Annotated in this window: 15 protein-coding genes; 8 read left to right on the forward strand and 7 right to left on the reverse strand. The window is 62.2% G+C overall.

The annotated features are described in order from the left end of the window. The first annotated feature begins 11 nt into the window (after nt 1-11). The 5 genes from R3F07_00290 (at nt 12) to araD (ending at nt 8,119) form a co-directional block, all read left to right on the forward strand. Nucleotides 12-1,598: a sulfatase gene (locus R3F07_00290; protein MEZ5274797.1), complete on the forward strand. Its 1,587-nt coding sequence runs from the start codon at nt 12-14 to the stop codon at nt 1,596-1,598. Between the two features lie 213 nt (nt 1,599-1,811). Next, the gene (locus tag R3F07_00295; GenBank protein MEZ5274798.1) at nt 1,812-3,479 is read left to right on the forward strand and encodes a sodium:solute symporter; all 1,668 of its coding nucleotides are present in this window, start codon (nt 1,812-1,814) and stop codon (nt 3,477-3,479) included. 260 nt (nt 3,480-3,739) lie between these two features. Beyond that, a complete protein-coding gene (locus tag R3F07_00300) occupies nt 3,740-5,413 on the forward strand; it encodes a ribulokinase (protein MEZ5274799.1) in 1,674 nt (557 codons plus the stop codon). 163 nt (nt 5,414-5,576) lie between these two features. Next, nucleotides 5,577-7,094, forward strand: coding sequence for an L-arabinose isomerase (gene araA / locus R3F07_00305; GenBank protein ID MEZ5274800.1), 1,518 nt, complete (start codon nt 5,577-5,579; stop codon nt 7,092-7,094). A gap of 332 nt (nt 7,095-7,426) precedes the next feature. Then, nucleotides 7,427-8,119, forward strand: a complete 693-nt coding sequence (araD, locus tag R3F07_00310; protein MEZ5274801.1) for an L-ribulose-5-phosphate 4-epimerase AraD — start codon at nt 7,427-7,429, stop codon at nt 8,117-8,119. A 172-nt stretch (nt 8,120-8,291) separates the two neighbouring features. On the opposite strand, the gene R3F07_00315 is transcribed toward araD, so the two are convergent. The 3 genes from R3F07_00315 to R3F07_00325 all read right to left on the reverse strand — a co-directional run bounded on the left by R3F07_00315 (nt 8,292) and on the right by R3F07_00325 (nt 11,841). Continuing rightward, nucleotides 8,292-9,578: an MFS transporter gene (locus R3F07_00315; GenBank protein ID MEZ5274802.1), complete on the reverse strand. Its 1,287-nt coding sequence runs from the start codon at nt 9,576-9,578 to the stop codon at nt 8,292-8,294. A gap of 119 nt (nt 9,579-9,697) precedes the next feature. Beyond that, nucleotides 9,698-10,825 carry a LacI family DNA-binding transcriptional regulator gene (locus R3F07_00320; GenBank protein ID MEZ5274803.1) on the reverse strand — a complete coding sequence of 376 codons (1,128 nt, stop codon included), beginning with the start codon at nt 10,823-10,825 and terminating at the stop codon, nt 9,698-9,700. Nucleotides 10,826-10,887: 62 nt separating this feature from the next. Beyond that, nucleotides 10,888-11,841 (reverse strand): type II secretion system F family protein, encoded by a 954-nt coding sequence (locus R3F07_00325; protein MEZ5274804.1) that lies wholly within the window; start codon nt 11,839-11,841, stop codon nt 10,888-10,890. 198 nt (nt 11,842-12,039) lie between these two features. Here R3F07_00325 and rpsR point away from each other — a divergent pair, with 198 nt between their 5' ends. Both rpsR and R3F07_00335 read left to right on the forward strand, forming a co-directional pair. Further along, nucleotides 12,040-12,240, forward strand: a complete 201-nt coding sequence (rpsR, locus tag R3F07_00330) for a 30S ribosomal protein S18 (GenBank protein ID MEZ5274805.1) — start codon at nt 12,040-12,042, stop codon at nt 12,238-12,240. Between the two features lie 41 nt (nt 12,241-12,281). Continuing rightward, nucleotides 12,282-13,286 (forward strand): L-threonylcarbamoyladenylate synthase, encoded by a 1,005-nt coding sequence (locus tag R3F07_00335; protein ID MEZ5274806.1) that lies wholly within the window; start codon nt 12,282-12,284, stop codon nt 13,284-13,286. Nucleotides 13,287-13,406: 120 nt separating this feature from the next. Here R3F07_00335 and R3F07_00340 read toward each other — a convergent pair whose 3' ends face one another. From R3F07_00340 to hisC, 3 genes are all read right to left on the reverse strand, one after another. Continuing rightward, nucleotides 13,407-14,570 (reverse strand): outer membrane beta-barrel protein, encoded by a 1,164-nt coding sequence (locus R3F07_00340; protein MEZ5274807.1) that lies wholly within the window; start codon nt 14,568-14,570, stop codon nt 13,407-13,409. Nucleotides 14,571-14,894: 324 nt separating this feature from the next. Continuing rightward, nucleotides 14,895-16,217, reverse strand: coding sequence for a hemolysin family protein (locus tag R3F07_00345; GenBank protein MEZ5274808.1), 1,323 nt, complete (start codon nt 16,215-16,217; stop codon nt 14,895-14,897). Next, the gene (hisC, locus tag R3F07_00350; protein MEZ5274809.1) at nt 16,214-17,368 is read right to left on the reverse strand and encodes a histidinol-phosphate transaminase; all 1,155 of its coding nucleotides are present in this window, start codon (nt 17,366-17,368) and stop codon (nt 16,214-16,216) included. Before hisC ends, R3F07_00345 begins: the two co-directional genes overlap by 4 nt. Before the next feature lie 76 nt (nt 17,369-17,444). On the opposite strand from hisC, the gene R3F07_00355 reads away from it, so the two are divergent. Next, entirely contained in the window at nt 17,445-18,500 is a 1,056-nt protein-coding gene (locus R3F07_00355; GenBank protein ID MEZ5274810.1) for an SAM hydroxide adenosyltransferase, read from the forward strand. Here R3F07_00355 and ggt read toward each other — a convergent pair. Continuing rightward, nucleotides 18,494-20,212: a gamma-glutamyltransferase gene (gene ggt / locus R3F07_00360; GenBank protein MEZ5274811.1), complete on the reverse strand. Its 1,719-nt coding sequence runs from the start codon at nt 20,210-20,212 to the stop codon at nt 18,494-18,496. The two genes, R3F07_00355 and ggt, sit on opposite strands and share 7 nt — an antisense overlap. Nucleotides 20,213-20,215: the final 3 nt, after the last annotated feature.

Consider the following 20,215-nt stretch of genomic DNA (forward strand, 5'->3'; position numbering starts at 1 on the left):
CACCGGTGGCCATGCGATACCTGACAGCGTTTCTTCTGCTCATGTCCCTCACCTCCTCGCAATCCGTGGCCGCCGACCCGGCGGCGGCCGCTCCCGCGAAACGCCCGAACATCCTTCTGGCGGTGGCCGATGACTGGTCCTTCGGCCATGCCGGCGCCTATGGCTGCCAATGGGTGAAGACGCCGGCCTTCGACCGGATCGCGCGGGAAGGCCTCCTCTTCACCCGGGCCTTCACTCCGAATGCGAAATGCGCCCCGTCGCGGGCCGCGGTCCTGACCGGGCGCAACTCCTGGCAACTGAAGGAGGCGGCCAACCACATGTGCTACTTTCCGCCCGAGTTCAAAGTCTATCCTGAGGTCCTGGCCGAGCACGGCTATCATGTCGGTTCAACCGCCAAGGGATGGGCCCCGGGAGTCGCCGTGACCGCGTCGGGCGAACCGCGCGAACTCGCCGGGAAGCCCTGGAACGATCACCATCGGGAACCGCCGACCCCGCACATCTCGAACAACGACTACGCGCGGAATTTCGAGGCCTTCGTCGACGCAGCGCCGGAGGGAAAACCCTGGTGTTTCTGGTACGGGTCCCTTGAGCCGCATCGGGCTTACGAATACGGATCCGGTGCCCGCCTCGCCGGAAAGAAGCCGGATGACATCGACCGTGTCCCCGGCTTCTGGCCGGACAATGAAACCGTGCGCAACGACATGCTCGACTACGCCTACGAGACCGAGCATTTCGACACCCATCTCGGAGGGATGATCGCCCTGCTCGAAGAGCGCGGGGAACTGGACAATACCCTGATCATCGTCACCTCCGACAACGGCATGCCCTTCCCGCGCGCCAAAGGTCAGGGCTACGAATTCTCCAACCACCTGCCCCTGGCCATCCGCTGGCCGGCCGGCATCCCCCATCCCGGGCGCCAAGTCGACGCTTACGTCAGTTTCATCGATTTCGCCCCCACCCTGATCGAAGTGGCCGGATTGAGTTGGGAGGAGACCGGGATGGCCCCCGCCTCCGGCCGCAGCCTGCTCGACCTTCTGGGCGCCGCGCCCGATCAGGCTTTCCCGGAACGCGATCATGTCCTGATCGGGAAGGAACGCCACGATGTCGGCCGACCCGACGATCAGGGCTATCCCATCCGCGGCCTGATCAAGAACGACCTGCTCTTCCTGACCAACTACGAGATCGATCGGTGGCCGGTCGGCAATCCGGAAACCGGTTACCTCAACTGCGACGGCAGCCCGACCAAGACCGAGATCCTCAAGCTGCGCCAGGATTCCGAGAAAAAGCGTTTCTGGGACCTGAGCTTCGGCAAGCGACCCCGGGAAGAGTTCTACAACCTGGCCGTCGACCCCGACTGCCTGGTCAACCTCGCGGAGGACCCCGCCCACCGCGCAACGACCGACCAAATGCGGGCTCAGATGATCGCCGAGCTGACCGCCCAGGAGGATCCGCGGATGCGGGGCGAGGGTGCCGTCTTCGACCACTACAGGGTGGCCAACGAGCAGAACCGGGATTTCTACAATCGCTACAAGGCCGGTGAGATCGGTGTTCCCGGCTGGGTCAACGCCACGGATTTCGAGAACTGGCCGGAGGATTAGTTCCGGCGGTTCAACCGGATTCCCGAACCGCAGGAGAGGCATGCCATCAGCCTGCCGATTCACCCGCGATGGGTTATTCTCCCACATGACGGTCCTGAGAAAAAACGGGGACCGTCATGACATCAGGCTGGATTCCCGCCCGGGATCCGCCCAAGATTCCGCGTTCTTCCGGGCTGACAGCCGGATTTCCCCGACCCCACCGTTCCCCGAATCATGCAATTCATCGACTGGTTCTTCGTCGCCGCCTACTTCATTCTCCTGATCACCATCGTCTGGTGGTCCTCAAGGAAGGTAAAGACTTCGACCGACTACTTTCTTGCCGGTCGCGAGATCAGCTGGTTCGTCGTGGGGTGCTCGCTCCTCGCCTCCAACATCGGCTCCGAGCATATTGTCGGCCTGGCCGGCAACGGTGCTTCCAGCGGCATGGCCATGGCCCATTGGGAACTGCACGCCTGGATCATGCTGATGCTCGGCTGGGTCTTTGTTCCCTTCTACTACCGTTCCGGTGTCTTCACCATGCCGGAGTTTCTGGAACAACGCTTCAGCAGTGCGACGCGCTGGGTCCTCTCAATCGTCTCCCTCGTCGCCTACGTCTTCACCAAGGTCTCGGTTACGGTCTACGCCGGCGCCATCGTCTTCCGGACCCTGCTGCCCGACACCTTCGGCAGCCCGGAAAACGCCTTCTGGGTCGGCGCCCTCACCACCGTCATCCTGACCGGGATCTACACTGTCTTCGGGGGACTTCGGGCGGTCGTCTACACCGAAGTCGCCCAGACCGGCCTCCTCCTCTTCGGCTCGGTCTTCATCACCATCTTCGGTCTGGCGCAACTCGGCGGGTGGGGCGAACTCCAGACCATCGCGTCCGAAAATGCCCGCAGTTTTGCCCTATGGCGTCCGCTCTCCGATCCCGATTTCCCCTGGCTCGGCGTCATGATCGCCTCGCCCATCATCGGCATCTGGTATTGGTGTACGGACCAGTACATCGTGCAACGCACCCTCGCCGCCAAAAGCCTCAGGGACGCACGGCGTGGCGCCATCTTCGGTGGATTCCTCAAGGTTCTTCCCGTATTCATTTTCCTGATTCCCGGAATGATCGGCTACGCTCTCCATCAGAAAGGCATCATCCACATCCCGTCCAAGCTCGACGGTGACCTCGACGGCGACATGGTCTTCCCGACCATGGTGGCCTCACTCCTGCCGGCCGGCCTTCGGGGTATCGTGGTGGCCGGCCTCATGTCCGCCCTGATGAGTTCTCTCGCCTCCCTTTTCAATTCCTGCGCCACCCTCTTCACGGTCGACATCTACGAGAAGTTGCGTCCCGGAAAGTCCGAGGCCCACCTCGTCACGGTCGGACGGTTCGCCACCGGGGTTGTCGTCATCTTCGGGATTCTCTGGATTCCCATCATGCCGATGGTTTCGCAGGGTGGCCTCTACCAGTATCTGCAGTCGGTCCAGGGCTACTTGGCCCCGCCGATCACAGCGGTCTTTCTGCTCGGCCTCTTCTTCAAGCGGATCAACGCCCGCGGCGCCCTCACCGGTCTGCTCGTCGGCTTTGTCCTCGGCATGATCAAACTGGTAGTCCAGGCCCTCGTCGGCGGCGGAGCCATCGCCGGACCGGCCTTCTTCGTCTGGCTCGGAGAATTCAATTTCCTTTATGCCTCAGGCCTCCTCTTCGCCGTCAGCGTGATCATCATCGTGGTGGCCTCGCTGACCGCACCCCAGCAGTCGGACGAAGAGATCTCGGGGCTGACCTACACGGCCATCACCCCCGAACAACGGGCGGAGAACCGGGCCAGTTGGGGCATGCCCGAAGTCGTCGGCTCCTTCGGCGTCCTTGCCCTCGTCATCGGTATCTACCTCTATTTCAGTTTCTGGCTCTGACCGGACGTCGCACCTTGCGTCAGGATCCTTTTTTTCAGACAGGAAAGGCTTTGCGACCGGCTCCGTATTACTGTTCGGGAGGCCGCGCTTGGCCCGTAGACTGGGCAAACCGGGGCGGTTGATCCCAAACCCGTTGGCCGGGCGGGTGCCCGGTCAGGACCGGTCGATCGTTTCGGAAGGGCTCGATCTTAAGCCCGGAAACGTTACCGTAATGGAATTCTCTCGTTCAACCCGTCCCATCCTCAACCCAGGATACCATCGTGTTTACCCTTGGAATTGATTACGGTACCAACTCCGTCCGCTGCCTGATCGTCCGGGCCGCCGACGGTCGCGAAATCAGCAGCTGCGTCGTCAACTACCCGAGCGGCCAGCAGGGCATTCTCCTCGATCCGAAGGACCACAATCTCGCCCGGCAGAGCCCCGCCGACCACCTCTACGGACTCGAGGCGAGCATCAAGGGAGCGCTCAGGAGCGCCGGCCGCAGGAATGGCTTTTCACCGAAGAAGGTCATCGGCATCGGGGTCGACACGACGGGTTCCAGCCCGATCCCGGTTGATCGGACGAACCGTCCGCTCGCCCTCGATCGGAAATGGAAGAAGAACCTCGCCGCCCAGTGCTGGCTCTGGAAAGACCACACCGGCTGGCGCGAAGCGGCCCGGATCACCGAACTGGCCGCCGAGATCCGTCCCCAATACATCGCCAAATGCGGCAACACCTATTCCTCCGAGTGGTTCTGGTCGAAGATCTGGCACTGCCTCAAAACCTCACCCGAGGTCTTTGAGGCGGCTTTTTCCTGGGTCGAATTGAGCGACTGGATTCCCGCCGTCCTCGCCGGGGTGACCGATCCGCTCGCGGTCAAGCGAGGCATCTGCGCCGCCGGCCACAAGGCCCTTTACTGCGATGAATGGGGCGGACTTCCCGACAGGGAATTCCTTGCCAAGCTGGACCCCAAGCTGGCCGACCTGCGCGACCGCCTTTACGAAAAGGCCCATGACGCCACCGAGTCGGCCGGGGTTCTCTCGTCCGAGTGGGCGAAGAAGACCGGCCTGCCCGCCGGCATCCCCATCACCGTCGGCGAGTTCGACGTCCATTACGGCGCGATCGGCTGCGGAGTGGCCGAGGGTGTCCTCGTCAAGGTGATCGGGACTTCGACCTGCGACTGCAGCGTCATCTCCGCCAGAAAGACCGTGGCCGACATCCCCGGGATCTGTGGCATTGTCAAGGGTGCCATCCTTCCCGGTTTCTATGGAATCGAAGCCGGCCAATCCGCGGTCGGCGACATCTTCAAATGGTGGGTCGAGGTCGTCTGTCAGGGGGACGAGAAACTCCATGCCAGGCTGACCCGCCAGGCAGCCAGACTGAAGCCGGGGCAGTCCGGTCTGCTCGCCCTCGACTGGAACAACGGCAACCGCACCATCCTCGTCGATCCCATGCTCTCCGGCCTGCTCATGGGCCAGACCCTGCACACCTCCCAGGCCGAGATCTACCGGACCCTGATCGAGGCGACCGCCTTCGGTGCAAGGGCCATCATCGAACGTTTGAAGGAATACGGCGTCCCGGTCCGCCGGGTGGTCTGCGCCGGCGGTATTGCCGAAAAGAACCCGATGCTCATGCAGATTTACGCCGACGTGACCGGGTGCACCATGCAGGTGGCCGGCTCCAGCCAGGCCTGTGCCCTCGGTTCGGCTGTGGCGGCCGCCGTCCTCGCAGGGAAAGCCAAAGGCGGACACGCCTCGTTCAAGTCCGCCCAGAAGGCCATGACCTCGATCAAGGCCATCGAATACAAGCCGATCAAGGCCAACCAGGCCGTCTACAACCAGCTCTATGGCCTCTACCGCCGGATGCACGACGCCCTTGGCGGGGTCGATGCCACCAGCAACCTCGGCACGGTCATGAAAGATCTGCTCGCCATCAAGGAAGCCGCCTCCTCCTGAAGAACCCGAAAGATGTCGCTTTCTTTCCCCGCAGGTCCGAAGCGCCGGCACAGCAGCGTTGCCGGGCAAAGGCACCGGAGAATCCGGTTGTCGCCGCCACGCCGGGTCGCGGTGCCAATCTCCAAGAACAAATGTTTTCCACCTTCCGCTCCTCACAAAATCCATGATCAAACACCTCGCCTCACCTGAAATCTGGTTCGTCACCGGCAGCCAGCACCTCTACGGACCCGAAGCCCTCAAGCAGGTTGCCGCCAACGCGGCGAAAATCGCGGACTCGCTGTCCGCCTCGAAAAGGATTCCCCTCAAGGTCGTTTTCAAGCCGATCGTGACCCGGACCGAGGAAGTCCGCGCCCGTTGCCTTGAGGCGAACAACGACCCGCAATGCGCCGGTCTCGTCCTCTGGATGCACACCTTTTCGCCCTCGAAAATGTGGATCACCGGCCTGGCCTCTCTGGACAAACCCTTCGTCCACCTCCACACCCAGTTCGGCCGGGATCTGCCCTGGGGCACGATCGACATGGACTTTATGAACCTCAACCAGTCCGCCCACGGGGACCGGGAGGCCGGCTTCATCCATTCCCGGATGCGGATCGAGCGCAAGGTGGTCGTCGGCCACCACGGCGACCCCGAGGTGCAGGACCGCCTCGGGGCCTGGATGCGGGCCGCCCGCGCCCACCATGACATGCAGGGCGCGCGGATCGCCCGGATCGGCGACAATATGCGGGAGGTCGCCGTGACCGACGGCGACAAGGTTGCGGCCGAGCTCCGTTTCGGGTATTCTGTTAATGGATACGGCGTGGGTGACGTGGTCGCCCACGTCGAGGCGGCGTCTCCGAATGCCGTGACGGCTCTCTGCCAGGAATACGAAGCCAGCTACAAGATGGCCAAGGACCTGAGGAAGGGCGGCAGGCGGCACGCCTCCGTCCGCGAAGCGGCCCGGATCGAGCTGGGACTGCGTTCCTTCCTCAACGAGGGCGGCTTCAAGGGGTTCACCACCACGTTTGAAGACCTGCACGGCCTGAAGCAACTGCCCGGCCTGGCCGTCCAGCGGTTGATGGCCGACGGCTACGGCTTCGGAGCGGAGGGGGACTGGAAGACCTGTGCCCTCCTGCGCTCGATGAAGGTGATCGGGGCCGACCTCAAGGGCGGCACTTCCTTCATGGAGGACTACACCTATCATCTCGATCCCAAGGGTCACCTCGTTCTCGGGGCCCACATGCTGGAAATCTGCGAATCGATCGCCGCGGGCAAGCCGTCCCTCGAGGTCCATCCCCTCGGCATCGGCGGGAAGGCCGATCCGGCGCGACTGGTCTTCAACGCACCGGCGGGCCCCGCCCTCAACGCCTCGATGGTGGACCTGGGCAACCGGTTCCGCCTCATTGTCAACGAAGTCACCGCGGTCGTCCCGCCGAAGCCACTGCCCAAGCTCCCGGTGGCCCGGGCCCTCTGGGCCTGCCAGCCCGATTTCAAGACGGCCTGCGCGGCCTGGATCCATGCCGGCGGCGCCCACCATACCGGTTACAGCTACGCCGTCACGACCGAGCATCTGGAAGATTTCGCCGCCATGTCCGGGATCGAGATCGTGGTCATCAACGCGGAGACAAAACTCTCCGAATTCAAGAAGGAACTGCGCTGGAATGACATTGCCTATCACCTTTCCCAGGGCCTGGGGCGGTTGTAGGCATTTTCCTGCAGTGGAGGGTCCATCCCTCGAAAACCGCTGACCTGAATTGCGTTCCAAATCGAGGCGTAAAGCCTCTCCTGCCGATCAACCGATGAGTTCTGCCAATCCGGATGCAACCATCCTGCCGCGTCGAAGTGCCTCCTGCTTCAGAAACGCCGACACAACGGCGTTGCGACACTTCCGATTTGATGGAGCCACTTCGCTGTGCGAAGTTCTGAATCGAGGCGTAAAGCCTCTCCTACCGATCAACCGATGAGTTCTGACAGTCCGGATGCAATATTCCTGCCGTGTCGAAGTGCCCGTAATGACGAACCACCCTCTCACCCGCCATGCTTGAAGAACTGAAACGCGAAGCCTTCGAAGCCAACCTGCTCCTGCCCAGGCTGGGGCTGATCAACCTGACCTTCGGCAATGCCAGCGCGCTTGATCGAAAACGCGGCATCTTTGCGATCAAGCCGAGCGGGGTCGACTACGACGTGCTCAAGGTCGGGGACATGGTCCTGGTCGATCTGGATGGCAAGGTGGTCGAGGGCACGATGAATCCGTCCTCCGACACCCCGACCCACCGCCGCCTCTACCTCGGGTTCGACTCGATCGGCGGAGTGGTTCACACCCATTCCTCCGGCGCCACCGCCTTCGCCCAGGCCGGACGCGCCGTGCCCATCTTCGGGACGACCCACGCCGACTATTTCTACGGGGAGATCCCGGTTACCCGGAAGATGACGGCGGAGGAGATCTCCGGCGCCTACGAGTGGGAGACGGGCAATGTCATTCTCGAGCGTTTCAAGGACATCGATCCACTCGACCGGCCGGCCGTGCTGGTCAACCGTCACGGCCCCTTCACCTGGGGACCGACCGTGGCCAAGGCGGTCGAGGTGGCGGTGGCGGCCGAATGCTGCGCCGACCTGGCCCGGATGTCCCTCCAGCTTGCGCCCGACCTGACCGAGATCGAGCCCGAGCTGCTGAACAAGCACTTCAAGCGCAAGCACGGCCCCGGTGCCTATTACGGCCAGAAGGGTTGACGGACGAAAACAATACGTAGTATAGACCGTAGGGTTTTGAGGGAGAAAACCAAACGTAGCCTGCTACGTAGGGTTCTGCGAACAGACCGATACAGCGGACTGCGGCATGACCTCGTTCTCCATCCGGTCGATTCTCTCCGACCGGGAACGGCTGGAGGCACCCGGCAGGAACTCAGCCCACTCTGGCCGTGGCTGCTTTCCGGGCCAGGCGTTCGGCCTGGAAGCGCGGATCCCTCAGGGTCATGGCGAGAACGGTGGCGGTGACCCCGGCGCCAAAGGCGATGGGAAAGATCATCCGGTAGTCGTTGCCGAGCAGCTTGATCAGGTAGCCTCCTCCGGCCGCCGCCAATGTGCGTCCGACGGCGAAGCAGATATTGTAGGTGCCCGCCACCTGCCCGATGATGTCCCTTGGGATGAACTCGGTGAAGAAGGGTTTCTGGGTCAGGTTGCAGATGAGCATCCCGAAGCCAAAGGCCACGGCGAGTATGGTCAGATCATTCCCGTCGGCCGCGAAGTAGCCGAAGGCGCATCCGGCCAGGCCCAACCCATAGCCGGCGACCAGGGCCCATTGCTTGGGCAGGTACTTTTCCACCGCCAGCCCCATCGGGATGGCGAGAAAGAGCGAAAGCAGGGGAAGGATACTCCAGCTGTTGCCGAAATCGGAAGTGGTGAGGCCGACGGACTCGACGGCGAAGAGAACCACAAAGGTGGTGATCACGCTGAAGAAGAAGGCCTGGAAGAAGGCAGGAAATCCGAATTTTCTCAGGATCCGGTCGCCGAAGAAATCCTTGAAGTAGCGCAGCGGGGTCAGTCGCGGCCGTTCGCTCACTTCGGGACGCTTTTCCTTGAGAAAAAAGGCCGCACCGGCCACGAGGAGGACCTGGGCGAAGGCGGCGATGTAGTAGAGGATTTCGGCCCCGAGATCGTCGCCGGCGACCGCCAGGAGCCAGCCCATCCCTTTCTTCAGGAAAAAGAAGCTGACCACCTGCGAGGAGGTCAGGATGAGGGCGTTGGCCAGAATGCGCTGCCGCGGTGGCACCAGATCGGCCAGCAGGGGATGATCCGACCCCCATAGGATGTCCTGGGAGAACTGGTAAATCACAACCAGAACCACGAAGAACCAGAAAATCCGGGTTTCGGGGATCAGGACCAGGCAGAACGCGACCATCGGCGCACCGACGATGAGAAAGAAGGCCCTTCGCCCGAGCGGCGTCCAGATGCGATCCCCCAGGATGCCGACCAGCGGCTGGGCGATGAATCCGAAAAACGGATTCAGGGCAAGGATCAGGCCGATGACAAAGGGATCGTTGGTAAAACCCTTGATCGTCAGCGGAAGGATACTGGCCGAGATGCCCTCGGTGATGACGAGTCCACTCCAGATCGAACAGAGAATGACAAAGACGGAGATCGGCGCTTTCTCCGGTCGCGGCTTCTGAACGGAGGGGGTGGATTCAGTCATCGGGGGGGGATTGGGTCATGCCGGCGGCGCCGGGGAGGGCGAAGTGGAGCTCTCCAGGCGAGGAGGCTTCATCGGGTCAGAATGGCGGGTCCCGCGGGGCGGGAAACAGCTTTGCGGCTTTACCGTTCTGCGTCCCCCGGGCGATCATTCGATGTCGGGGCGGATCGCACCACAACCTCGGCCCGCCGCACTCCGTCACCATGGCGGTCCCGAACGGTCTTCCCGTGCTTCCAATTGGCGCCAATAAGGGTGGCCCGGGGAAAATCCGGAATACCGGATTCGTTGTTGTGGATCTGACTGATGACCATGTCGACCGCCGCTTCGCCCGCGACGTCATTGTGCTGGTGCATGCCCGCAATTTCCGGTCGGGCGGCCCGCCACTCCAGCTGGATCAGTCCGATATCCTCAGGAATCCGCATCGGGCGATCTTCGAGCCAGTGAAGCACCTGGTTGTAGAGAGTGAAGACCACATCGGGCTGGTGATGGTCGAGCCACCGGTAGAAGACCGACGGATCGGCGCCGGCTTCATCAAAGGCGGTGAAGGCGGGAACCCGCCGTCTCTTGGGCAGGGATTCCTGTCCGATAAGGATGCCCGCGGAAAACCGGCATTCCACCAGCCGGTCAATGATCTCGTCCAGAACCAGGGCCGGTCGCCGATAACCCAGTTCGAGGGCTTTCTCAAAGGCGGCGAGCGAGAGATTGTGATGGTCGACACAACTGAAGGAGAGGGACGGATCACGGGTCCGGACGCCTGTCACCACGGTCGGGAACGCCTCCCAGACCGGTTTCAGGTGCGCCGGCAACCGATTGCGGTCCATCAACCCGACGACCACAATTCCCTTGATTCCCCGAGCCCGCAGAATCCGGATCCAACTCGACGCCTTCAGCTCGGGATCATGCATCCAGAAAGAGTCGAAACTGTAGCCCAGCTTCGCCGCCCGGCGCCGGCAGCCTTCGACGTAGACGGGGATGGTCGGGTGGTCGCTGAACGCCTTCGGATCCAGATTGGCATTCACCAATGCCAGTTTGGCCTGGAACCGGGGGGTCTGGCTGGCCCGGAGTTGCGCCATCAGATGGGAGATGACGGCATTGGGCTGGTAACCGAGATTCTCGGCTGCAGCCTGGATTTTCTCGCGGGTGGCAACCGGTATCTGGGCATCGCCCCGCAGCGCCAGGGATACCGTGTTCTTCGAATAGCCGACGACTGCGGCGACGTCGCTCAGGGTGACCCGTGCCATTGCCTGCATGACTACTTTACCGTCAAGAGACCGGCAAGGCGAATCTCGGGAACGGATCCGGCCGTTTCCCGCTATTCCATCATCTCTTCGATGGATTGAAAGTAGCCGGCATAAAACTGAAGGACCTGCCACGCCATGAAGAGGGCGACGATCAGAAAGAGCAGCTTGGGATACCAGAAAGCAGCCGAGGCCAGGGAGCCGGCCGCCTTGTGCTCGTATTCATCCTGAAGGTAACGAAGCGATTCCTCGAGTTTGCCGGTCTCCTCGCCGGTGCGGTAGACCTCGACAAATTCGGGGGGAAAGAGCCCGAGCTCACCCAGAACACTCGACGGAGGCGATCCTGCCTGGACGGTGGCGGCACAGCGCACTCCCGCCGCAATATAGCGACGGCGGCCGGTGGCCGCACAAGCCCCATACCAGGCCTCGTCCAGCCGGCAACCTGCACTCAGAAAAGCACGAAGGACCAGACAGATGTCGCGAAAAGCCCCGTAGCGTCGGTAGCCCCGGATTCCCGGCAGCCAGTCGCCCAATCCCTCGAGAATGCGGATCCGCGCGCGGACTCCTATGACCAGGAGGGTGATCACCGCCCAGAGGGGAACAAGAAGGTTGAAGACCGAGCGGAAGTAATCGACCGGGCTTCCGGTCATCAATTGTCCGGCCGGAAGCACCAGCACCGCGAAATGGAGGACAAAGAGCGGGTAAACGCAGGCTCCGATCACCGCCCGGATCGCCCTTTGCTTGGATTGGTGTTGACCGGCCAGTTGTCGCAGGATTTCCGGGAGGTTGCCCGAGCCGTGACCCGCGGAGATCAACTGGCGATCGGTTTCCGAAAGCCAGGAAGGAGCGGCCCCGAGGACGGAGTCGAGCCCGTTGCCCGAAGCAAGATTGTCGGCCAGACGTTCCCGGTCCCGCCGGGGAGGACCCTCGATCGTCCGAATGCCCTGAACGAGGGAAAGTCCGGCATCGAGGTGACGGGAGAGGGACAGGTACCAACGGGCCAGTGTGCCGTGACTGGATGAGGACATCTGGTAGGAAGGAACGACTCCGGAAGGGCAATTCTTGAGAAAGGGAAGGGATGAAGGGCAGGAGACAGCGGGTTTCACGGCCGATTCGGCCCGAAACGAACGGAGAAGACCGGATCCGGATCATGGATTTCCCGGGTTCTGACGGCAAGAGGGTTGACAAGCGGATCGGAATAGGTGAATTCGTGTCCCCTTTTCAACATGACTGAAACAAGCGACACGCCCAAAGGGAAGAGCATGACTCCCCAGGAGATGAACCTTCAACACGTTCAGCTCTTCGGCCGCTACGTGACGGATACCGGCAAGATTCTTCCCCGAAAACTCACGGGGCTGAACGCCAAGCAGCAGCGTCACATCACGCGGGTAATCAAGCAGGCTCGGAACATGCTGCTGATGCAGTAGTCCGGTCGCCGGCCGCCTTCCGGCGGTGGCAGCGCACGACCGTGGCTGAAATCCTCGACGATTCTCCGGCGAACATCGAACGCCTGGCCAAGGCGTTGCTGGCGGATCGTCTTGTTGCTGTACCGACGGAAACAGTCTACGGTCTGGCCGGAAACGCCCTGAGTGCGGAAGCCTGCGCCGCGATCTTTGAAGCCAAAGGCCGGCCGGCTCACGATCCGTTGATCGTTCACCTCTCGGATCTGGACATGCTCGGGGAAGTGGCGGTGCCGGACCCTCTGACCCGAACCCTCGCCGAGGCTTTCTGGCCCGGCCCGCTGACCCTCATCCTCAAGAAACGCCCGAAGGTTCCCTCCCTGGTGACCTCCGGTTTGGAGACGGTGGCGGTCCGGATTCCGGCCCATCAGGTCTTCCAAAAACTGATCGCGGCCGCCCGGATACCTCTGGCCGCCCCGAGTGCCAATCCTTTCGGCTACATCAGCCCGACCACCAGCGCCCATGTGGCCGCCCAATTGGGAGACCGGATTGGTTTTATCCTCGAGGGCGGACCCTGTCGGATCGGCATCGAGTCCACCATCCTCGATCTGGTCACTGGGTCGCTTCCCAGAATACTGAGACCCGGCGCTGTATCCGAGGATCAGATACGCGCGGTGCTCGGGCCGATCCAGAAGGGGCCATTCGCGGTCGCCTCCCCTTCCGAAACCCAAGGGCTCATCGCCCCCGGCCTTCTGGATCGTCACTACAGTCCAGGCACACCGCTGGTGCTGAGGACCCGGCCATTTGCGTCCGAGGAACTCATGAATCTTCCGACTGATGTGGCCGCGCTTTGCATCCAAAAACCAGGAGATGCACGGCCCAACATATTCTGGCTATCGGAAGACGGTGATCCACGCGAAGTTGCGCGAAGGCTTTTCTCGATGCTCCGCGACCTCGACCGGGCCGGATTTGGTTCAATTGAGGCAGAGCCCATGACGGACGAGGCTGACTTGGGGCGAGCCATTAATGACCGTCTGCGCCGCGCCGCCGGCCGAGGGAATCAGGTTCGGTGAGTGCGACCGACGCCCGCGTGTCGCATGCCAGAGGTCTTGCGCCTCGACCAACCATCCCAATCGAGGCGTAAAGCCTCTCCTACACATTGGGAACCGGAAAGCCGAGCCGTCCTCTGTCTCTCAATAACGGGCATTGACCGAGAAAGACACGACGTTGCTGTCGAATTCCGCCAACTGCAGGGTCGACGTGTTCATCCGGAAGATATACCCGGCTGACATCGACATGAATTGATTCGGGGAATAACTGACGTCGATATTCCCGGTCCAATAATTGTCGACCCGCGCCGAATCCACATAATCCGCGATCTCGTAGCTAAGGCCCGCCGCGGCGTTCCAACGCTCGGCAAAGCCATAACTCATGTTCAGTCCGACCAGAGTCTGCAGATAGGAAGTACCGGCAATGGCCGAGTTGCCGAAATCGCGGCGGGCGATCGCCGAATAGATCATCCGGGGAGTGGCCACCCAGGTGAGGACACCGTTGACCGGAATGATCGTGCCGCTTTCACCATTGGCCAGTTGCCGGTTGGTCAGGCCCACCTCGATATCGCCTGAGAGAGTCGGCGTGATCTCCCGGGACGTCCCGATTGAGACCGTGTGGTCGACCGAGTCCTGATCCTCAAAGCCACTGATCATGGTAGCCCGGTAAGTGTAACCGGCCCGGACATCCGTCTTGGCCGTTACCTCATACATCACGCGGACCGGCACCGTGATTGACGATTGATTCGAATAACCGTCGGTGCTGTATTCGGTCGTGCTGTAGGTGATACCTCCACTCAGCCGGGTCTTGCCGGTCAGGGCGTAGGTACCGTCGATCGATGCGGTGTAGTTCGTGCTCTTGACCAGCCGACCCAGGCCGATGGCGTCGCGGGAATTGTATTCCGACGGGGTGACCGAGGCCGCGACGGTGACCGAACTCTGTGCCCCGGCCAGAGTCGCACTGCCCGAGAACGCCATATTGTCGGTGTTGTTCTCCGACCGGCTGTTGTAGAAAACGTAGTTCTTGCGGAACATGACATTGGCGCTGTTCCGGGTATCGGGACTGCCAAACTCCATCTGGACGCCCGCAGTCACCGTGGTGACGATGTCGCTCTGCGTATTCAACCGTGACAAATAAAGGTTGTCATCGTAACGAACCGAAAGGCCGCCGAGCAGATAGACATGGATATTTTCACCCACTGCGGCGAAGGGCATCGCCGCTGCCCTGGGGGTCGAGAAAACGGCAGACAGGACCACACCTGCGAGGACAGGAAGGAAAAACCGTCGATTCTGCAGCCGCGCCATCATGAAAAAGTCGATTTCGGGAGCTTTCCCGACTTCCCGAATCTATTTGTAAAAAAGCCTGCTGACAAGAGAAGGTCAGGCAGGGTGGCCTCGATTGAGCCCTAGTGGATTCCCCCATCCCGTGGGGTATTTTACCTATGCCCGCAGCGACCGGAGAAATCCCGGCCCCTTTCAAGCGCTCGGTCCGCCCGGCGGGAGAGGATCAACCGATCGACTCCGACAGGTCGGCCGGGAAGCAAAGCCACTCGACGGGCTCGGGGCATGTCTCTCGTGCACCCGCAAGCAAGATACAGAGTCCCCGGCACCTGGAATGTCCGCCGCAACCGATCAACTGACCCCGAGCCCGTCCTCCATCGCTTCGGGAGACGGCAGCACGGTGACCTCGGTGCTCAGAACCCGGCGTTCGTCCACCTCCCGCACCAGGATCTGCAGCCTCCCCAGGACGACCGTTTCGTTGGCCAGGGGAATCCGGCCGAGTTCGGAGGTGATCAATCCACCGAAGGTCGAAACATCCTCGGCATCGATCGGGATATCCAGAATATCACTGACATCATGGACCGGAGCCAGGCCGTCCACCTGAAACCGATCGTCCCCCAGCACCTGAATGAGGGATTCCTCACGATCAAACTCGTCCTGAATTTCGCCGACCAGTTCCTCGAGGATGTCTTCAAGAGTGATCGCGCCGACCGTGCCGCCGAATTCGTCGGTCACCAGGGCGAAGTGACTCTTCTGTCGGAGGAAACGCTGGAGAACGATCTCCAGGGGCTCATCGGCCGGGAACCTGAGGATCTCGCGCCGCACCGAACGCAGATCGACCAGCTTGTCCGGTCGCGAGGCACGGAAGATATCCTTGATGTGCACAAGGCCGATGCAGTGATCGAGATCGCCCTCGCAAAGGGGAAAACGGGTGTGACCCGTTCTCCTGGTCAGCGCGATATTCTCCGCCGGATCGTCCTCGAGATCGATGAACTGAATCTGGTTGCGGGGAAGCAGGATGTCCTGAGCCACGCGACGTCTCAGCTCGAGAACGTTCTGGAGCATCTTCTCGGCCAACGCCGGCATCGCTTCACCATCGCTGATCTCGGAGCGGATCTGGGCCTCGACATCGATAAGGTTCAAATCGAGCCGGGAAGTCTGGCCGAGGATCCGCAGGACGAGATTCGAGGCCAGACCCAACACCATCAGAAACGGCGCGACAAAGAATGCGGTGATCCGGACCGGCCAGGTCGTCAGCCGGAGGGCCTGAACCGGATACTGGAGGGCGATGGTCCGGGGAACGAGTTCGCCGAGCACAAAATGCAGGGCGACCGCTACAACGAAACTGATGACGAAGGCGCCGCGCACTTCCCACCGGCCCAGGGGCGCATCCAGGGATCCAAGAAGATGGAGGGTGAGCGGCAGAAGGACAAAACCAAGGCCGATCGTGCAAACCGTCACGCCGAGTCGGACCACCTTGAGCGTGGTACCCATTTCATCGAGCATCCTGGCGACCATCGGGTTCTTGCGGGCACGGTCGAGGGCATCGGTCCCGAACCGGGTGAATCGCAGTTTGACCAGACTGAACTCGGTCGCCACAAACAGCGCGTTCAACGCGAGGAGGGCGACCACAACCAGAAAGGTGGTCAGTATTTCGGAGAGCGACAGGTTCACAATGGCAATCGACCGGAGGTCAGGCTACCCGTCCCGGTCCGGCGGGTCAATCCTGCCAATTCGTCGAGAAACCTCTGATTCTCCGGGAGAGTCCCCACCGAGACACGAATCCACTCCCCCATCCCGTATCCGGCCATTGGACGGACGATCACCCCGGCGGCCTGGAGAGCCCGGAAAACGCCGGCCCCATCCCCCACCCTTACAGTGATGAAGTTGGCGACGCTCGGGATGAACTCCAGCCCGAGTCGGGTCAAACCGGCGGCGAGGAACCGCAATCCATCCGCGTTCGATCGGCGGCAACGCTCGACATGCGCGCGGTCGCCGATGGCCGCGATGGCAGCCGCCTGGGCGACGGCGTTCAGATTGAACGGCTGGCGGACCCGATTGAGCAGGGCAATGAGTTCCGGGGCGGCGTAGCCATACCCCACGCGGAGTCCGGCGAGTCCGTGGATCTTGGAAAAGGTCCGGGTGCCGATCACCTTGCGGCCCGCGGCAATCAGCGGGCGCAGGTCGGGCGGGTTCTCCAGATACTCCGCATAGGCTTCGTCAAAGATGAAGACCACGGACTCCGGCAGATCGCGGACAAAGGCCTCGATCTCCGCCTGGGAATTGGCCGTTCCGGTGGGGTTGTTCGGGCTGGGCAGGTAAACCAGCCTGGTCCGCTCGGTCACCGCCGCCGCCAGCCGCGCAAGGTCATGCCGGTGGTCAACCAGGGGCACCTCGACCGGTCGGGCGCCAAAGAGAAGCGTGACCAGCTTGCAGACAACAAAGGCCGGCCACCCCGAAACGACTTCATCCCCGGGTTGGAGAAAAACGTGGCCGAGCAGTTCAAAGATCTCATTGGAACCGTTGCCCAGGATGAACTGATCCGTGCCAAGACCATGCAGTTCGGCCAACCGGTCCCGCAGCGCGCAGCCGCCGCCATCGGGATAGAGGCGGATTTTCTCGAGAGCGCGCCGGCCCGCTTCGACCGCCGCCGGTGAAGGACCCAGCGGATTCTCGTTCGAGGCCAGCTTGATCACGGTGGCCGGGTCCAGACCCAGCTCGCGAGCGACGTCGTCGATCGGCTTGCCCGGCTCGTAAAAGGGCTGGCTGAGGGCCTCGGGACGCGCCAGGTCCGCATAGGTGGGCGCTGTGGTATCGCTGCGCATAGTCGCTGATTGGAAAACCGTCATTAACGCAGACAATTCTCGCCTGTAAAGGAATTCGGTTCTACGCCTGTCCACCGTGAGAACGCTTGTGCTGATTCTTCCGCTCCTGCTTCCACCCATTCTCCACCCGGCTGCGGACGATTTTACAGTCATCGACGGAGTCCTTGACGGGGCGCCCTATCAGATCGCGATTCCCGCCCGGATCAACGGCAACGTCCTGATTCATGCCCATGGTTTCCGCCCTGTGGAAGAACCGCTTGTCGCGGAACTGGAACTCGAGAACACCGCCCATCGTCGATTCCTCGACAATGGGTGGATCATCGCCATGAGCGCCTACCGACGAAACGGGATGATCGTCGAAGACGCGATGACCGATCTACTGAATCTGCGGGACCGGATCGAGGAGGACCAGGGCCCCCTCGCCATGGTTGTGCTGGAAGGACAATCGATGGGCGGAGCGATCGTCACCCACCTTGCCGAGTCCCATCAGGATCGATTTCACGGCGCCCTCGCCCTCGGCGCGGCCCTGGGTGTCACCGATCCCGGACAACCCCTCTCCCTGAGCCATCGTCCCAGGATCCCGCTGCTGTTTGTATCCAACCGGTCCGAGATGGCGGATCCGCTCGACTATGTGGCCGCCGCCGCCGATGCCTCGGTCAGGCCCGTTCTCTGGACGGTTGATCGCGATGGGCACGTCAACCTCAACGAGGACGAGCGATTGATCGCCCTGGACGCACTCGTGGCCTGGATCAGCACCGGCATGATCGATCCCGACCGGGACATCACCGTCGAACACGTCCCGGAGGTTTCGGAAGTCGTCCTTGAGAACGGGACCGGCATCGGCCGGGTCATCAGGATCACGTCGACCCACGGCAACGTTTTCATCAATTTCAACGACCGCGACTTCCGCCGGCTCTCGATCAGTCCCGGAGACGACTTCCGGCTTACGATTGGAGAAACCTCTGTGACTGTCCGCTTCGGGACCACCTTTTCAGACGTGCCCGTCGGGGCGTGGATTGCCTTCCCCACGGCGGACGGAGACACCATCGTGGCGATCAACCGCGGCAACGCCTTCAATCATCTGCAGCCCGGGATCGGCGACCCCGTCAGGATCACCCCGCTGGATCAATAGCCGACTGCCATCGAACGCGGATTCCTCGGGTCGGCCGCCCCCTGGCGGGTTCCCGTGGCGGGATCGACAAGGATGGCCGCGGCGTCACCCCAATACCGCTTGTCACGGGGAGGATCATCAACGAACGGAGACAAGCGGTGACCCCGGGCCTCAAGGGCCCGAGCAACATCGGGAGCCAACGCAAAAGGCTCGAAGCGGATCTCGTCGGGCATCCATTGATGATGGAACCGGGGAAGATCGACCGCCTGCTGGATATTCATGCCGTGGTCGACCACGTTGACCAGGACCTGGAAGACGATATTGATGATCTTTGGCCCCCCCGGACTGCCCAGAACCATGAAAAGCTCATTGTCCCGTAGGACAATCGACGGTGTCATCGAGGAGAGCGGCCGCTTTCCCCCGGCAATGGCATTGGCCTCCCCCTGAATCAACCCGAAGGAATTGGTTATCCCCGGCTTTGAGGTGAAGTCATCCATCTCGTTGTTCAGCAGAACCCCCGTTCCGGGGACGGTCACATTGCAGCCGTATTGCCGGTTCAGCGTGTAGGTGGTCGACACCGCACCACCTTCTTCGTCCACGATCGAGAAATGGGTGGTTTCGGGCGATTCGTAGCCGACGGGCCGGCCGGGGGAGACGGCCTCGCTCTTCGTGGCACGCTCCGGTTCGAAATCGGCCATCCGGTCGACGGCGTAATCCCGGGAAACCAACCCGTCAACCGGAACATCGACAAAGGCGGGATCGCCGGGAAACTGGGCTCGGTCGCGAAAGGCCCGGCGCATCGCCTCCGTCATCAGATGAATCGTTTCCGATCCGCCGAAGCCGAGTGCGCCGAGGTCGTGGGGCTCGACCATCTGGAGCATCTGCAGCAGACAGATCCCGCCCGAACTCGGAGGCGGCATGGTGAGGATTTCCAGACCGCGGTAACGGCCGCGCAGCGGTGCGCGCTCGACCGGACGATAGGCGGCGAGATCCTCCCGGGTGATGAGTCCACCATTCGCCGTCATTGACTCCGCGATCAACCGGGCGGTCTCGCCGGCATAAAACCCTTCCCGTCCGGATTGCTGAATGCGCTCGATCGTCGCGGCGAGATCACTCTGCACAAAACGGTCACCCGCATTCCAATACAAACCGTCGCGCAGGAAAATCCGGCGCGTTTCGGGAAACTGCCCGAGAGCCTCGGCGTGGGTCCGCAGCTTCGCGGCCATCGCCCCGGACATGACAAAACCCTCCGCGGCCAGTCGTCGCGCCGGCTCGAGGACAACGGACCGGTCCAGACGCCCGTACTTTTCGAGCGCCAGCAGGAGACCGGCCACGGTTCCGGGAACCCCGGCCGCCCGGTAACCGTAGAGGGACGCCATGGGAATGACCTGGCCATCCTCATCAAGGTAAAGATCACGTCCCGCGGCCGCCGGGGCGACCTCCCGGAAATCAATCGCGGTGGAACTTCCGTCGGCCATCCGGATCACCATGAAACCGCCTCCGCCTAGATTGCCGGCGATCGGGAAAGTCACGGCCAGCGCAAAGCCGACTCCGACCGCCGCATCCACGGCGTTGCCGCCCTGTCGCAGGATGTCCACCCCGACTTGCGAGGCCAGGGCATCGGCCGCCACCACCATGCCCCGGCGACCTTCGACCGGAAGCCGCTGCGCCCCGCCGGAAGCGGCGAGGAGGACCCAAATGGATACGAAAACGATCGACCGAGGCAACACCATCGG

Source organism: Opitutaceae bacterium, from assembly GCA_041395105.1.
Classification (GTDB): Bacteria; Verrucomicrobiota; Verrucomicrobiia; order Opitutales; family Opitutaceae; genus B12-G4.

Coding starts and splice junctions, on each gene's coding strand:
- R3F07_00325 (MEZ5274804.1), bottom strand. CDS start 11,841: ATGTCCTCATCCAGTCACGGCACACTGGCCCGTTGGTACCTGTCCCTC.
- hisC (MEZ5274809.1), bottom strand. CDS start 17,368: ATGCGCAGCGATACCACAGCGCCCACCTATGCGGACCTGGCGCGTCCC.
- araA (MEZ5274800.1), top strand. CDS start 5,577: ATGATCAAACACCTCGCCTCACCTGAAATCTGGTTCGTCACCGGCAGC.
- R3F07_00320 (MEZ5274803.1), bottom strand. CDS start 10,825: ATGCAGGCAATGGCACGGGTCACCCTGAGCGACGTCGCCGCAGTCGTC.
- ggt (MEZ5274811.1), bottom strand. CDS start 20,212: ATGGTGTTGCCTCGGTCGATCGTTTTCGTATCCATTTGGGTCCTCCTC.
- araD (MEZ5274801.1), top strand. CDS start 7,427: ATGCTTGAAGAACTGAAACGCGAAGCCTTCGAAGCCAACCTGCTCCTG.
- R3F07_00295 (MEZ5274798.1), top strand. CDS start 1,812: ATGCAATTCATCGACTGGTTCTTCGTCGCCGCCTACTTCATTCTCCTG.
- R3F07_00340 (MEZ5274807.1), bottom strand. CDS start 14,570: ATGATGGCGCGGCTGCAGAATCGACGGTTTTTCCTTCCTGTCCTCGCA.
- rpsR (MEZ5274805.1), top strand. CDS start 12,040: ATGACTGAAACAAGCGACACGCCCAAAGGGAAGAGCATGACTCCCCAG.
- R3F07_00315 (MEZ5274802.1), bottom strand. CDS start 9,578: ATGACTGAATCCACCCCCTCCGTTCAGAAGCCGCGACCGGAGAAAGCG.
- R3F07_00290 (MEZ5274797.1), top strand. CDS start 12: ATGCGATACCTGACAGCGTTTCTTCTGCTCATGTCCCTCACCTCCTCG.